The sequence below is a fragment of the Nocardia asteroides genome (genome assembly GCF_900637185.1).
Lineage (GTDB): Bacteria > Actinomycetota > Actinomycetes > Mycobacteriales > Mycobacteriaceae > Nocardia > Nocardia asteroides.
In genome coordinates, this window is sequence record NZ_LR134352.1 from 6,671,703 (window position 1) to 6,685,366 (window position 13,664).

The 13,664-nt window shown below is 70.7% G+C and carries 10 protein-coding genes; 5 read left to right on the forward strand and 5 right to left on the reverse strand.

Annotation, left to right across the window (positions count from 1 at the left end; genetic code table 11):
• Nucleotides 1–5: 5 nt before the first annotated feature.
• From EL493_RS30900 to EL493_RS30910, 3 genes are read right to left on the reverse strand one after another with little or no spacing between them, the layout of a single operon-like run.
• Nucleotides 6–2,642 carry an ABC transporter ATP-binding protein/permease gene (locus tag EL493_RS30900; RefSeq protein ID WP_019049145.1) on the reverse strand — a complete coding sequence of 879 codons (2,637 nt, stop codon included), beginning with the start codon at nt 2,640–2,642 and terminating at the stop codon, nt 6–8.
• Nucleotides 2,639–3,577, reverse strand: a complete 939-nt coding sequence (locus tag EL493_RS30905) for an ABC transporter permease (RefSeq protein ID WP_019049146.1) — start codon at nt 3,575–3,577, stop codon at nt 2,639–2,641. Before EL493_RS30905 ends, EL493_RS30900 begins: the two co-directional genes overlap by 4 nt.
• Complete coding sequence (locus EL493_RS30910; RefSeq protein ID WP_019049147.1) at nt 3,574–5,106, reverse strand: ABC transporter substrate-binding protein; 1,533 nt, start codon at nt 5,104–5,106, stop codon at nt 3,574–3,576. The genes EL493_RS30905 and EL493_RS30910 overlap by 4 nt, the downstream gene beginning before the upstream one ends.
• Before the next feature lie 303 nt (nt 5,107–5,409).
• Between EL493_RS30910 and EL493_RS30915 the strand changes: the two genes are divergently transcribed.
• From EL493_RS30915 to EL493_RS30935, 5 genes are read left to right on the forward strand one after another with little or no spacing between them, the layout of a single operon-like run.
• Nucleotides 5,410–6,492 carry a TauD/TfdA family dioxygenase gene (locus EL493_RS30915; protein ID WP_019049148.1) on the forward strand — a complete coding sequence of 361 codons (1,083 nt, stop codon included), beginning with the start codon at nt 5,410–5,412 and terminating at the stop codon, nt 6,490–6,492.
• Nucleotides 6,464–7,474, forward strand: coding sequence for an ornithine cyclodeaminase (locus EL493_RS30920; protein WP_019049149.1), 1,011 nt, complete (start codon nt 6,464–6,466; stop codon nt 7,472–7,474). Before EL493_RS30915 ends, EL493_RS30920 begins: the two co-directional genes overlap by 29 nt.
• A complete protein-coding gene (locus tag EL493_RS30925; RefSeq protein ID WP_019049150.1) occupies nt 7,465–8,871 on the forward strand; it encodes an alanine racemase in 1,407 nt (468 codons plus the stop codon). Before EL493_RS30920 ends, EL493_RS30925 begins: the two co-directional genes overlap by 10 nt.
• A 37-nt stretch (nt 8,872–8,908) precedes the next feature.
• The gene (locus tag EL493_RS30930) at nt 8,909–9,943 is read left to right on the forward strand and encodes a PLP-dependent cysteine synthase family protein (protein ID WP_019049151.1); all 1,035 of its coding nucleotides are present in this window, start codon (nt 8,909–8,911) and stop codon (nt 9,941–9,943) included.
• 37 nt (nt 9,944–9,980) lie between these two features.
• Nucleotides 9,981–11,372: an MATE family efflux transporter gene (locus EL493_RS30935; protein ID WP_019049152.1), complete on the forward strand. Its 1,392-nt coding sequence runs from the start codon at nt 9,981–9,983 to the stop codon at nt 11,370–11,372.
• A gap of 18 nt (nt 11,373–11,390) precedes the next feature.
• Here EL493_RS30935 and EL493_RS30940 read toward each other — a convergent pair whose 3' ends face one another.
• Together EL493_RS30940 and EL493_RS30945 are read right to left on the reverse strand one after the other, a co-directional pair.
• Complete coding sequence (locus EL493_RS30940) at nt 11,391–13,004, reverse strand: serine/threonine-protein kinase (RefSeq protein ID WP_019049153.1); 1,614 nt, start codon at nt 13,002–13,004, stop codon at nt 11,391–11,393.
• Between the two features lie 69 nt (nt 13,005–13,073).
• On the reverse strand, nt 13,074–13,649 hold the full coding sequence (locus tag EL493_RS30945; protein ID WP_019049154.1) for a TerD family protein: 576 nt from the start codon (nt 13,647–13,649) through the stop codon (nt 13,074–13,076).
• Between the last annotated feature and the right edge of the window lie 15 nt (nt 13,650–13,664).

The window sequence follows — 13,664 nt, forward strand, 5'->3', positions numbered from 1 at the left end:
GGCAGTCAGCCGAGCAGGGCTGCCGTCGCCTGCTGTTCCGGAGCCGCGAGAACCGCTGTCGTCGACCCGGATTCGACGACGCGGCCGTGGTCGAGGACGAGCAGTTCGGCGCAGTGGGCGGCGACCAGGGCCATGTCGTGGCTGATCAGCACGACGGCGGTGTCGTGGTCGGCGCGCAGGCGGTCGAGGAGCCGCATGATCGCCGCGGCGGTGGGCGCGTCCAGCGCGGTGGTGATCTCGTCGCAGATCAGGACGGCCGGGTCGGCGGCGAGCGCCCGGGCGAGCGCGATCCGTTGCCGTTGCCCACCGGAGAGTTCGTGTGGATGCCGGTCCGCCAGTTCGACCGGCAGCTCCACGGCGCGGAGCAGGGACGCGACCCGTGCCGCGATCTCGGTGCGCGGTACCTCGGCGATCCGGCGCAGCGGGCGCGCCAGGGTCTGCTCCACCGTCCGGCGGGGATTGAGCGCGGCCAGCGGATTCTGCGTGACCAGCTGAATCCCCCTGGGCGCGGCCTTGATCCGGCGACGGCGATCGAGAGCTATCGCCTCGCCGCGCAGGGCGAGTGTTCCGGCGTTCGCCGGCCGCAGGCCCGCGACCACCCGGGCGAGGGTCGTCTTGCCCGCGCCGGACGGGCCGACCACGGCGAGCGACTGCCCTTCGTCGACGGTGAATCCGACGTCGGCGAGCACGTCTTGCCCGTCAGCCCGGGCCGTCACCCCGTCGACGCGCAGGGCCAGGGCTCTCCCCTGACTGGCCTCGCTGTCGTCCCTGATCGCTGCCGCATCGATACCTCGACCGCGCTCCGAACTCCCGCGCTCCGCGTCACCCGGCCGTCCGTCCGGCGACGCTGTCTCGCGCCGACCGGGACTGCGTTCGTCCGGCTCCGTCGATGGGTCCGGCTCGGTAGTGCTGTCATGCGGCGCTTTTCGTTCCACCGCGCCCGTGGCATCTGGGGCAGCCGGGCCGACGATCGGGGAACCGCCGGGCGGGTGGACCTCGATGACGGTGTGGGCGATGGCGTGGATGGTGGTGGTGTCGTGGCCGGAGAGCAGGACGGCGGTGGATTCGCGGACGGCTAGGTCGGCGACGAGGCGGGCGATATCGGTGCGCAAGGAGCCGTGCAGACCGGCCAGCGGCTCGTCGAGGACGAGCACGTCCGGGCGGCGCAGGAAGGCGCGGGCCAGGGCGAGGCGGCGTTGCTGGCCGCCGGAGAGGCGGCCGCAGCGGCGGCGCAGATGGGTTTCGTCGAGGCCGACGAGCTCGAGCATCGCGCGACGTTCGGCGTCGGAGGCTTTCGGCGCCGCCTCGGCGAGCGCGGTGCGCACGCGCAGCAGCGGATTCAGCTCGGAGCCGGGATCCTGGCCGACGTAGGCGATCCGGGTCCGCCGAAACGACCGCAGCGCACCGGGATCCAGCGCGAACACCTCGTGCCCCGCCACCAGGACCGTGCCGTCGCGCCGCGCACCGGCGGGCACATGCCCGAGCAATGCCCGCATGGCCGTGGACTTCCCGGCCCCCGATGCCCCCGTCAGGGCGGTCACCGTCCCGGCCTTCAACCGGAACGACAACGGCGCCAGCAGCACCGCCCCACTCGCTGCGACCACAGTCAGCCCTTCGACCACCGCCGCGTCTCCGGCATCGACCACCGAGATCCCACAGTCGTCTCGGCGACCGTCCCGCGAATCCTCCCGCGGCTCAGCTACCCCGGCCGAGGCCTGTTCGTTCTCGGAGGTGGACGATCCACCGGCGCGGTGACCTGCGTCGACCAAACGAGCCGACCTTTTGTTCACCGACTCCGCCGGTTCAGGCCGCGCCACTGCCGCGGGACTGCTCGCGGATCCGGCGGGCCTGCGGACGGCACCGCCGGTGACCACCAGGTTCACGCCCACGGCGACGATCGCGATGGCGGCGCTGGGCGCGAGGACCGCCCAGGGATTGAGGAGCAGCCCGGAGGCGTTGTCGCGGACCATGTTCGCCCAGTTGTCGTCGGACAGGGCCGGGACGCCGAGGAAGGAGACGGTGCTGACCAGGTAGACCGCGACGACGAAGCGCAGGCCGAGCTGGGTGGTGAAGACGGCCCGCAGGTTGGGCAGGATCTCACGGAAGACCAGGTGCGGGAGAGATTCCCCGCTCGCGACGGCCGCCTCGACATAGCCGGTGGCGGCGATGCCCGCGGCGGCCGCGGCGAAGATCCGGGCACAGTAGGGCACACCGAACAGCAGCGCGACGACGATCAGCGCGCTCACCCCGCCCTGTGGCCACGCGGTGAGGATCAGCAGGATGCCGAGCACCGCGGGGAGCAGGATCACCAGGTCGCCACCCAGCTCGATCAGCGAACCCGCGCGCGGGCGGACCGCGGCCACCGCGCCGAGCAGCGCGGAGAGCACGGTCACCAGCACAGCGATCACCGCCGACACCAGCAGCAATTCGGTACCGCCGGTGAGCAGGTGACTCAGCACGTCGTGACCGAGCCGGTCCGTGCCGAGCACGGCTTGCCCGCCGGGCTCGGCGAACGGCATCCCGACCGCCTTGTCAGCCGGGTGCGGCGCGAGTAGCGGCCCGAGGACGGCCGCGAGCACGACCAGCCCGATCCCCGCGGCCAGCGTCCACCGCCACCACGATCCGCGCGGACGTCCGCTCATCGCGCACCTCCCGCGGCCAGGTTGCGCACGATGTCGGCGACGCCGAGCAGCACCATGATCACGATCGCGGTCAACGCGACCACGGCGGCGACGGTCGCGGTGTCACGGTCGGCGACCGAACCGGCCAGCACCGCGCCGACTCCCGGATAGTTGAACAGCGTCTCCACCACCAGCGCACCGCCGAACAGCATGCCGACGGAGGTGGCGTAGCCGGCGACGATGGTGGGCGCGGCGAACGGCAGCATGTGCCGCACCAGGATCGTGCGCGCCGGAAGCCCCTCCAGCACCGCGTTTTCCACGTGCGGCGCGGTACCGACGTCGAGCAGCGCCGAGCGCACCACCCGCGCGTTCCAGCCGATCTGCGGAATCGCCAGTGCCAGAACCGGCAGCACCAGCATCTCGGGCCCCGCCGGGAATCCGGAACGGTCGGTGATGGTCACCGCGGGCAACCATCCGGTGGCCAGCGACAAGACCAGGATCAGCACGGTGCCGCAGACGAATTCGGGCACGGCGACGGCGACGGTGCTGGCCGGCTGCAACAACCGCGCGCCGAAGGCCCGCGGTCGGACCGCCCACCAGCAGCCCAGTGCCAGCGAGGTGACCACGGTCAGCAGCAGCGCGATCCCCCCGAGCAGCAGGGTCTGCGGGAACTTGTCGGCCAGCAGCGTCCCGATCGAGTTACCCCGCGCGGTCTGCCCGAAGTCGCCGGTCAGCACCCCGGTGAGCCAGTGCCAGAACTGCACCGGCAGCGCCCGGTCCAGGCCGAGCTCGTGCTCCTTGGCGGCGAGTTCGGCCCGATCCGCGTCCCGGCCCAGCGCCGAGCTCGCCGCGCTGCCGGGCAGCAGGTCCACCGCGACGAAGACGATGGCCAGCAGGGTCACCAGCAGCGCGATCCGCCGCAGCACGGGGAGGACGAGGGTCTGCACGGCGCTCACGCCAACCAGGCACGTTCCAGCTGGACGCGGGCGAAGCCGCCGAGGGTGGGCAACCCGCGCACCGGCGCGGCGGCGATGTCGACGCCGTCGGCCATGCCCCACACCAGGTAGCCACCGCGTTCGAACTCGATGCGCTGGATATCGCGCACCGCCTTGGTGTAGTCGTCGCCGGACGCGGCCAGCGCCTTCGCGGTCGCCGCGTCGAATTCCGGGTCACGGAAAGCGGTTTCGTTACGGTTGGAGCCGGTGGTCATCAGCTTGTCGGCCAGGAACAGCACCGAGTCGTTGGTGCCCCACGAGACCGTGTACAGCGGCGCGTTCAGCCAGGTCTGGTCGTAGAAGGCACCGGATTCGACCACCTGCACATCGAGCTTCACGCCGATCTCGGCCAGCTGGGTGGCGATCACCTTGGCCGATTCGACCTCGCCGGGGACCTCGGCCTTGGTGACGAACGGGTAGCTGCGACCGGTGTCGAAGCCGGCCTCGCGCAGCAGGGTCTTGGCCCGCTCCACCTCGCGATCGCGACGCACGGCGGTGTCGTAGGCGGGGTCGGCGGTGCCGAGGATGTCGGCGGCGGTGCTGCCGTAGCCGGAGTGCACCTGGTTGACCAGCGCGGTCCGGTCCACGCCGAGCCGCAGGGCGGTCCGCACCCGCGCGTCGGCGAAGGGTCCGTCGGCGGCGCGCATGGCCACGCCCAGCATGGTGTCGTTCGCGCGCCGGACCACCTGCAGGTCGCCGCGGCCCGCGGCGGTGCGCCCGGCGATCGCGCCGACGTTCGAGGCGAGGTCGATCTGGCCCCCGAGCGCGGCGTTGCCCAGCGCGGTGACGCTGTCGAACATGGTCACCTCGATCGCGTCGAGCAGCGGCGGGGTGCCGTGCCAGCGCTCGTTGCGGACCAGCCGCGCGTTGCCGTTCTGATAGGACTCCAGCCGGAACGGCCCGGTGCCGACGGCGGCGGTGAAGTCGGTGGTGCCCTGCGGCACCGTGAAGGTCATCAGCCGAAGCAGCAGCGGCAGTTGGGTATTGGGTGCGGGCACAGTGAACACCACGCGGTTCGGCCCGTCGGCGACGATGTCGTTCTCGGCCACCGGCATCTTCGACGCGCCGCCGACCTGCCGCAGCCGCCGCATGGACCAGACCACGTCGTCGGCGGTGACCGGCGCGCCGTTGTGGAAGGTGGCGCCCTCGGCGATGGTGAAGGTCCAGCGCCGGTTGTCGGGCGAGGGTTCCCAGCGCGAGGCGAGACGCGGCGCGACATTCGGGTCACCGCCGGGGACGGTGAGCGCGTCGTAGACGAGCGAGGCGATCAGGAAGTCGCTGTCGTTGCTGAGGTTGGCGTGCGGATCTCGTTCGATCCGGGCGGCGGTGCCGAGCGCGCCGACGCGCAGGGTGCCACCCTGCTTCGCGGGTCCGTCGGCCTCCTCGTCGCTCGTGCACGCGGCCACCAGTAGCAGTGCGGTGACGCCGAGCCCGGATTGCAGGAGCTGCCTGCGAGTGAAACCCATGATGTTGCCTCCCTCGAACCGCATGCGCCGCACCCCTTTTGCCGACGCCGCAAACTAGGCGAGGCTAGCCTAAAACCAGCGCGGGGTGGGGAGCTTCGTCGCCACCGTCACCGAACCGCAGTCGACTCGGACACCCCGGACGACCACCCCGTCGACGGCTGGGGTACAACTGCCCGTTATGTGAACCCGCTATTTCCGAGCGACACATTAGGTAAGTCTTGCCTAATCAGAATACAGGCACTACCTTCGCACATCGAGTCCGAATTTCACCCGCGTTCGACCGATGCGAAGAAGGGATGGCCGGTGAAAAGCGTTCTGTCCGAACGTATGACGTTTCACCTGCACGACATCGAACAGCGCGAGCTGCCCCACGACGCCGCCTCGGCCGTCCGCGCTCTCGCGTCCGACATTCGTCACCGATTAGGTGACACACTTCACACCACCACCTTGCACGACCCCGCGTTGCTGGCCCAGATCGCGAGTCGGGTCGACGAGCTCCCCGACGCCGTCCGCGACGCCGTGCGCCCACCCGCCACCGCGGCGGGCGCCACCGTCGTACGCGGTCTGCCCGTCGACGACGCCGAATTCGGCCCGACCCCGCCGCATTGGCAGGCCGCGGCCACCGGCGCCGCCGCTACAAGCTCGCTCGATCTCGACATCGCGATGCTGTTGCTGGCGCGCTGCGCGGGTGAGCCGTTCGGCTGGGCAGGCCAGCAGAACGGCAGGCTGGTCAACAACATCGTGCCCGCGGCGGGCCACGAGGACGAGCAGTCCGGCGCGAGCAGTTCCACCCTGCTCAGCCCGCACACCGAGGACGCCTTCCACGCCGCCCGCGCGAACCTGCTGATGCTGACCTGCCTGCGCAATCGCGACCGGGTCGCCACCACGGTGTCGTCGGTGCGGCAGGTCGAGCTGACCGAGGGCGACCTGCGCACGCTGTCCGTGCCGACGGTGCCGATCCTGCCCGACGTGTCCTACGGCACCGGCTTCGACCAGCCCGCCCCCGCGCTGCCGACCGTGTGGTTCGACGAAAATGGCAGTCCCACACTGCGTTACGATCCCGCCTACACCCCGCTCGACGACGCCGACCCGGTGTTCGCCGCGGCCTACACCCGCCTCACCGCCGAGCTGGCCCGGGTCTGCCACGCGCCCGCGCTCGCGCCCGGGGAGATCCTGCTGCTGGACAACGATGTCGCCGTGCACGGCCGGGTGCCGTTCCGCGCCCGCTACGACGGCACCGACCGCTGGCTCAAGCGCGTGAACATCCGGTTGCCCGAACGTCGCAGGCGCGCGCAGGAGTCGTCCGAGAATGGGTATGGGCAAGAAGTGATCGCGCCGTTCCGGGCGAGCACCGATCGGACAGCAGAGCGGGGCAGGACAGATGAACGAGGATCCGTTGAACAACCGTGACCGAAGCATCCCGCTGCGGGTGCTCTCGCGCAGCGACCTGGCCGACGTGCCGATCACCCCGGCGGAGGTGGTCCGGGCCGTCGAGGAGGCGTATCTCGCCTTCGCGGCAGGCGAATCCGACAACCCGCGCAAGCTGAGCGTCGCCGATCCCGGCGGTTCCTCGGTGTCCTACGCGATGCTGGGCCGCGACGGCAGGCGCCGGGTGGTGGCCATGAAGACCTCCTACAAGTTCGATCCCGGCCACGACCGCAGCACCAAGCGGTACTACACCACCATCACCCTCTACGACGACACCACCGGCGCGCCCATCGCGATGATGGACTGCGCCAGGGTCGGCGCGCTGCGCACGCCGGCGGTGTCGGCGCTGCTGGTGCGCGAGACCGTGCGGCGCGGCGCCGAGAGCGCCCTGCTCATCGGCACCGGCACCCAGGGACGCAACGCCCTGCCACACCTGCTCGCGGCGAATCCGCAGTTACGCAAGCTGATGGTGTTCGGCACCCATCCCGAGGGACTGGCCGCGGTGCACGCCCACCTCGCCGAGGCGGCGCCGCACGCGCTGCTCGAAGTGGTCGACGACCCCTACGCGGCGGCGCCGCAGGCCGACGTGGTGCTGGCGACCGCGGGGCCGGGCACCGAGGTCGCGCTCGAATCCGAGCATCTCGCACCGGGCTCGGTCGCCGTGCTGGTCGGCTACGGGCTGGCGCCCTCGACACTGGTCGACGCGGACCGGGTGGTGGCGACCAGTGCGGCGCAGATGGCACTCACCGGCACCGACATGGCCGGGCCCGACGGGACCCTGCGCAGCGTCGACGCCGAATTGCCGCAGATCCTCACCAGGGCAGCGGTCGCGCGACGCCGCGAGGACGAGAAGATCTTCGTCTACAACAGCGGCCTGGTGCTCACCGATATCGCGGTCGCGCACGCCCTCGCGGCCCGCGCCATCGCCGAGGGACGGGGCGTCGAGGTGCCGCTGTGGGACTGACGGATACCGATGGCGGCGTCGGTGGTTCGTCCGCCGACGCCGTCGTTGTGCGTCCGGTGGACCCGCCGCGTGCGCGGCCCAGCCACTGCGCACCACCGCTGCCCGCGGCGATCGGCGCGCTGGAACGGCGGCTGATGGACGATCCGGAAGTGCTCGGCGATATCGCCGAGGCCGTCGGCGGGCCGTTCCATGTGCTGTTTCCCGAGCGAGTCGCGTTGAACATCAAGGCCTTTCAGCGCGCGTTCACCGCCGCGGGCGTCGACGGGTTCGTCTACTTCGGGAAGAAGGCGAACAAGGCGGCCTGTGTGGCTCGGGCGTGCGCGGACGGCGGCGCGGGTATCGATGTCGCGAGCACCGGTGAACTGGTCGCCGCACTGGCACAGGGTGTGCGGGGTGCGGACCTCATGATCACCGGACCCGCGAAGTCCGACGAGCTGCTGTGGCTGGCGGCCCGGCACGATGCGTCGATCGCGCTCGACGCGCTCGACGAGCTGGACCGGCTCACGGGCATGGACCTGCCGGCGCGCGTGCTGCTGCGGGTGCTTCCCGAGGGATCTACCAGCCGCTTCGGCCTGGACCCGGACGAACTAGACCAGGCCGTCCGGACGATCGTGCCGCGTGGGCCGATCGAGTTGCGCGGCTTCAGTTTCCACCTGTCGGGGTACGACGCGATCGCGCGCGCCGAGCAGGCGGCCGGTCTGGTCGAACTCTGCCTGCGGGCACGGGCGGCCGGGCATCCCGCCGACACCATCTCGATCGGCGGCGGCTTCGGTGTCGACTACCTCGACGCCGAATCCTGGGCGCAGTTCCGGAACTCACCGAGCGACGACTGGTTTCACGGCGAAGCGCCCACCGGCGGCTACTACCCGTATCACTTCCCGGCCCCCGGCGCGGACATGCTCGCCGCCATCCTGGCGCACAACGACCTAGCCGGGCTCTTGCGCGACAACGGAATCCGGCTCGCCGTCGAACCGGGCCGCGCGCTGCTCGATCAGGCGGGCAGTTCCGTGTTCCGGGTGCAGGGCGTGAAAACCCGGACCGCGCACGGCGAACCGTACGACATCCTCACCGTCGACGGCACCAGCCTGAGCCTGTCCGAACAGTGGTTCGCCAGCGAATACCTGCCCGATCCGGTGCTGTGGCCCGCACGGCCCGGCGCCCCGGCGCCCAGCTGCGTCGGCGCCACCACCTGCCTGGAATCCGACCTGCTGAGCAGGCGTCGGATCCCGCTGTCGCGGCGCGCCCGCGTCGGCGATCTGCTCGTCTACCCGAACACCGCCGGGTATCAGATGGACTCCAACGAGTCCCCGTTCCACGAACTCCCGCTCCCGCCGAAGGTCGTGCTGCGCGAGCACGGCGCCCGGCTGCGCTGGACCCTGGACGCCACCGCCCGCTGATCCCCCCGAGCTCCCGACCCGATGGAGGAACAACCCCATGGCTCTCGTCACCCGCGTGACGGATCTGATCGGCCGCACTCCCCTGTTCGAACTCGCCGTCACCGACACCGGCACCCGGCTGCTGCTCAAGCTCGAACAGTTCAACCCGACCGGCGCCGCGAAGATCCGGATGGCCCGTTCGATGGTGCTCGACGCGGAGCGGCGAGGTTTGCTGCGCGATGGCGGGCATATCATCGAGTCGACGTCCGGGAACACCGGACTCGGCTTGGCGGTGATCGCGGCCGAACGTGGCTACCGGTTCACCGCCGTGGTCGACAACCACGCCTGTAAGGACAAAATACGCGCGATGAAGGCCATGGGCACCGACCTGGTGTTCGTCGCCGACGACGGTGACGACGAGCTCGCCACCTCGGCACGGGAGGACCTCGCCGAGGCGATGGCGGCCGCCCGCGACGACGCGTACTTCACCGAACAGCACAACAACGACGCCAACGCCGTCGGCTACTACGCGGTGGCCGAGGAGTTGCTGGACGAGGTGGAGCGGGTCGACATCCTGCTGTCGGCGGTCGGCACCGGCGGGTCGCTGTTCGGCACCGCCACCCGCTTGCGCGAACTCGGCAAACCCGCCAGGGTGATCGGCGTGGAACCGGTCGGATCCATCGCCTTCGGCGGCGAGGGCGGCCCGTACTGGCAGTCGGGCACCGGCACGCCGCCCGGCGCGACCATCGGCACCGCGGTCGACTATTCCCAGCTCGACGAGGGCGTGAAGGTGAGCGACGTCGACGCCTTCGCCACCGCGCGGGCCGTCGCCAGGACACACGGGCTGCTGATCGGCGGTTCGGCGGGCGGTTCGGTGCACAATGCCCTGGCGCGGCTCGAGGAGTTTCCGGCCGGGTCGACGGTGGTCACCATCGTGTGCGACGGTGGCGAGAAGTACCTCGACACCGTCTTCGACGACGACTGGATGGCCGCGCGGGAGCTGCTCGACCCCGCCGCCGAGTGCGAGGTCACCACGCTGCTGCGCCGCTATTCGCCGCTGCGGCGCCACGACGAATTGATGGAGGTCAGGTGAGCGCGAGCACGCGCGAGACGAATCCCGGAGTGGGTGGGTGAGCACCAAGGCCACCGACAACAGCGCGCTGGCCAAGCTGGCGACGCCGATCGCGCTCACCCAGCTGGCGCAGATCGCGGTCTCGACCACCAATCTGGTCCTGATGGGCACACTCGGGATCCGTGAGGTCGCCGCGGGCGGGCTCGCGCTGGTGCTGTTCAACCAGATCCGCACCATGTGCGTGGGGTTGATCACCGGCACCGGCAATCAGATCGCCGGTGCGGTCGGCGCCGCGGGCAAGCGCGGCGACTCCCCCGACGACGAGATCCGCGACGTGGTGCGGGCCGCGTTCGTCATCGCGACCATCGCCGGTCTGCTCGGCGGCGCGCTGCTGATCGGGCTGGGCTGGGTACTGCCCTGGCTGGGGCAGGACGAGGGGGTGTTCGCACTCGCTCGGCCGATGATGATCGCGCTGGCGCCCGGCCTGCTGCCGTGTCTGTGGTTCCAGGTACTGCGTCAGTACACCGTCGGCATGCAGCGGCCGCAGGCGCTGCTGCTGGTGACGCTCGGCTCGGTGGCGCTGAACCTGGTGCTCGCGCTCAGCTTCATCCACGGCTGGGCCGGACTGCCCGCCAGCGGTCTCACCGGTGTGGGCATCGCGACCTCGCTCGTCTTCCTGATCACCTTCGGGGTGTTCTGGGCGATGGTGGCGCGCGACGACACACTCGGCCCGATCCTGCCGCGCACGCCGTGGCCGGTGCGCTGGTCGATCGTGCGCGAGGAACTGCGCCTCGGCACCCCGATCGCGCTGACCTACGGGTCGGAAGCGGGCATGTTCTCGGTGCTGGCGCTGGTGATGGGCAGTTTCGGGCCCGCCGCGCTGGCCGCGCACAATGTGGTCTACCAGATCATCTACATCGTGTTCCAGGTCGCGATCGGCATCTCGCACGGCGCGTCGATCCTGGTCAGCCATGCCGTCGGGCGCGACGAGTACAGCCACGCGCGGGCGCTGGCCTGGCTGGCGCTGCGCCAGGCGGGCGTCGTCGCCGCGATCACCGGCGTGGTCTACGTGGTGGCCCCCGACCTCGTGCTCGCCCCGTTCCTGGACCTCGCCGACACCGACACCGTCGCGATCGCCCACACCCTGCTGCTCATCGGCATCGTCCTGCAGTTCTTCGACGCCGCCCAGAACATCGGCACCGGTCTGCTGCGCGGTCTCAAGGAGACCTCGGCCGGCTTCCGCCTGTCCCTGGTCGGCTACTGGGGTGTCGGTCTGCCGGCGGCCCTGCTGTTCGCCTTCCCCCTGCACCTGGGCCCGGCGGGGGTGTGGTGGGGTCTCACCGCAGGCTTGGCCACCACCGCGGTCCTGATGCTGCGCAAGTACCTGTCGCTGCTCGATCGCGCCGGGGCCGCACAGCCCAGCAGGATCCCGGCGACCCAGTCGACCTGACCGATGGCGGTGCGGCGCTCACGCCAGCGGAGCGTCGCGCCACCAGGCGGTCATGGTGTTCGCTATCTCGTCCCGGGTGGCGACGGTGTTTCCGTAGAGCGGCGTCGCGTACAGGAGCATCGTTCCGCGAACGGGATCACCAGGAAACGTCGTGATGAGATTCGTAGTCTCGGAGGAGTCTCTCGGCAGGGAGAACCAGTGGTTGGTCACGGCCACCGTCCCGATTGAATCCGCGAGCCTGGAACGGGCCTGCAGCCGGTCGACGACACTCTGCACGTCGGCCGCAGTCCGGTAGGCGACGATGTAGTACGCGCAGCATCGGGCATCGAGTCCACCCAGGCACCGCCACGCCGACACCCATTCGCCGAGAGCTGGCGCGACCGTGGGGAGTGCGTGCGGCACGATCACTTTGGCATGTGACGTACACGTAGTGCCGCGGAACCCGGGTCCCTCCGACCCCGCAGGGGTCATCCGGGGAAAGGTCGTGCGCAGGAGTTCTATCGCCCGCGCGGCCTCGGCGGTGTCCGCTGCGGTCGCGGGCTTCAGCGCAGTCTTCGCTTGGCTCACCGTGGTGGTCACCGAGGCCGACTCGGTGATCGAGTCGACCCCCAGCATCTTCACCACGGCCAGTCCGGATCCGACACCCAGGACGACGACCGCCGCGATGGCGAGCGCCGCCTGCCAGCGACGGAACACCACGGTCCGTGCCGGTTTGCTCGTGGTCGCGCGCGGTCGTGCGGCCACGGCGCCGGTCGACGGCACCGACGCGACGGCCGACGGCCGAACCTCGGCCGACGAGCGAGCGGCGGGCACCGCGATCGCGGCGGCGACGGCGGCCGCGAACTCCGCGCAGGACGGGAAGCGCTCGTCCGGACGCTTGGCCAGCGCGCGGCCGATGACCTCGTCGAGTGCCCGTGGCACATCGCGTCGATAGGTGCTCGGCGCGGGCGGGTCGAGCTGCAAGTGCCCGGCGATCAGGGCCACCGCGTCGTCGGCCACGAACGGTGTCCGGCCGGTCAGCAGGCGGAACAGGGTGCAGGCCAGCGAATACTGGTCCGCCCGGCCGTCCAGCGGGGCGCCGGTGAGCTGTTCCGGCGAGGCGTAGGCGAGCGTGGCGTTGATCGTCCCGGTCGCGGTGCGGTGGGTGGTGGAGTTGCCCGGCAACGCGATCCCGAAGTCGGACAGCAGCGCGCGTTCGGCGCCGCTTTCCACGGTCAGCAGGATATTGGCGGGCTTGATGTCGCGGTGCAGCACATTGCGCCGGTGCGCGTAGTCCAGCGCTCCGGCGATATCGGCGACGATCCGGGCGGCGCGCGGCAGCGGCAGATCCTCGGCCCGCAGGCGGCTCGCGTCGGTCCCCTCGACATAACGCATGGTGAGCCACGGATGACCGTCCACCGACCCACGGTCGAACACGGTGACGATGCCGGGATGGTCCAGCGCCGCGATCAATTCCGCTTCCCGTTCGAACCGGCGCAGCGAATCCTGATCCGCGACGTGATCGCGGGCGAGCAGCTTCAGCGCGACATTGCGCGGCAGGCGCGGATGCCGGGCCAGATACACCGTGCCCATCCCGCCTCGGCCGAGCTCACCGAGGATCGTGTACCCGGCGAAAACGCTGCCCCGTTCCAACTCCCACCCCTCCCGCGCAACGAAAACCGGACCCACTGCGGTGCGGTGGGTCCGGTCGAAGCGTACCGGTCAGATGTTGACGCCGTAGTCCCTGGCGATGCCGGCCAGGCCGGAGGCGTAGCCCTGGCCGATGGCGCGGAACTTCCACTCGCTGTTGTGGCGGTAGAGCTCCCCGAAGACCATCGCGGTCTCGGTGGAGGCGTCTTCGGACAGGTCGTAGCGGGCCAGTTCGACGCCGGTGATGGCGTCGACGACGCGGATGTAGGCGTTGCGGATCTGGCCGAAGGACTGGCCGCGGGCCTGGGCGTCGTGGATCGAGACCGGGAAGAAGATGTTGGTGATCGTCGGCGGCGTGGCGGCCAGGTCGACGTTGATCACCTCGTCGTCACCGTCGCCGGCGCCGGTCAGGTTGTCGCCGGTGTGCTCGATGGTGCCCTCGGGCGAGCGCAGGTTGTTGTAGAAGACGAAGTGCTGGTCGGAGAGCACCTTCAGGTTGGCGCCGGTCGCCAGCGCGCTGGCGTCGAGGTCGTGGTCGGCGCCGGTGGTGGTGCGCACGTCCCAGCCGAGACCGACGGCCACCTTGGTGAGATTGTCGGTCTGCTTCGACAGCGAGACATTGCCGCCCTTGGCGAGTGTGACGCTCATGAAAACCCTTCTATC

Excerpts from the sequence above, each read along its gene's own strand:
- EL493_RS30930 (WP_019049151.1), top strand. The coding sequence starts at position 8,909 with ATGGCTCTCGTCACCCGCGTGACGGATCTGATCGGCCGCACTCCCCTG.
- EL493_RS30910 (WP_019049147.1), bottom strand. The coding sequence starts at position 5,106 with ATGCGGTTCGAGGGAGGCAACATCATGGGTTTCACTCGCAGGCAGCTC.
- EL493_RS30945 (WP_019049154.1), bottom strand. The coding sequence starts at position 13,649 with ATGAGCGTCACACTCGCCAAGGGCGGCAATGTCTCGCTGTCGAAGCAG.
- EL493_RS30920 (WP_019049149.1), top strand. The coding sequence starts at position 6,464 with ATGAACGAGGATCCGTTGAACAACCGTGACCGAAGCATCCCGCTGCGG.
- EL493_RS30915 (WP_019049148.1), top strand. The coding sequence starts at position 5,410 with ATGACGTTTCACCTGCACGACATCGAACAGCGCGAGCTGCCCCACGAC.
- EL493_RS30900 (WP_019049145.1), bottom strand. The coding sequence starts at position 2,642 with ATGAGCGGACGTCCGCGCGGATCGTGGTGGCGGTGGACGCTGGCCGCG.